The sequence below is a fragment of the Vibrio sp. 2132-1 genome, from assembly GCF_033344315.1.
Genome location: NZ_JAWPON010000820.1, coordinates 1 through 527 on the forward strand (window position 1 = coordinate 1; position 527 = coordinate 527).

Genomic DNA, 527 nt, shown 5'->3' on the forward strand with positions numbered 1-527 from the left:
CCATTGCTCGTCGCACACACCACATGACTGCCATCCTTGCTGCTGGCCTAACGAAAGGTGGCTTTGAACTTGCTCATAACAGCTTCTTCGACACCATCACCATCAACACTGGTGAGAAAACGCAAGATCTGTACACAAAAGCACTCGCAGCAGACATCAACCTACGCGCCCTACCTGGCAAACTAGGCATTAGCTTAGACGAAACAACAACCGTTGCAGACGTCGAAGCTTTGTTTGCTGTCTTTGGCGTAAAAGAAGACGTTACCGCTCTATCTACGGAAATTGCTGGTAACGAGTTTGCCGCCATTCCAGAAGCGCTACGTCGTACTTCAGAATACCTAACGCACCCAGTGTTCAACACTTACCACAGTGAAACACAAATGATGCGTTACCTAAAACAGCTTGAAAACAAAGACTTCTCGCTAACGCACGGTATGATTCCACTAGGCAGCTGTACGATGAAGCTAAACGCAGCGGCAGAGATGATCCCAATCACTTGGCCTGAGTTTGGTTCGATCCACCCGTTC

The 527-nt window shown here is 48.6% G+C and carries 1 pseudogene; it reads left to right on the forward strand.

From position 1 onward, the window contains the following. Nucleotides 1-527 (forward strand): annotated as a pseudogene (locus R8N47_RS28185) (glycine dehydrogenase (aminomethyl-transferring)); the annotation flags it as partial.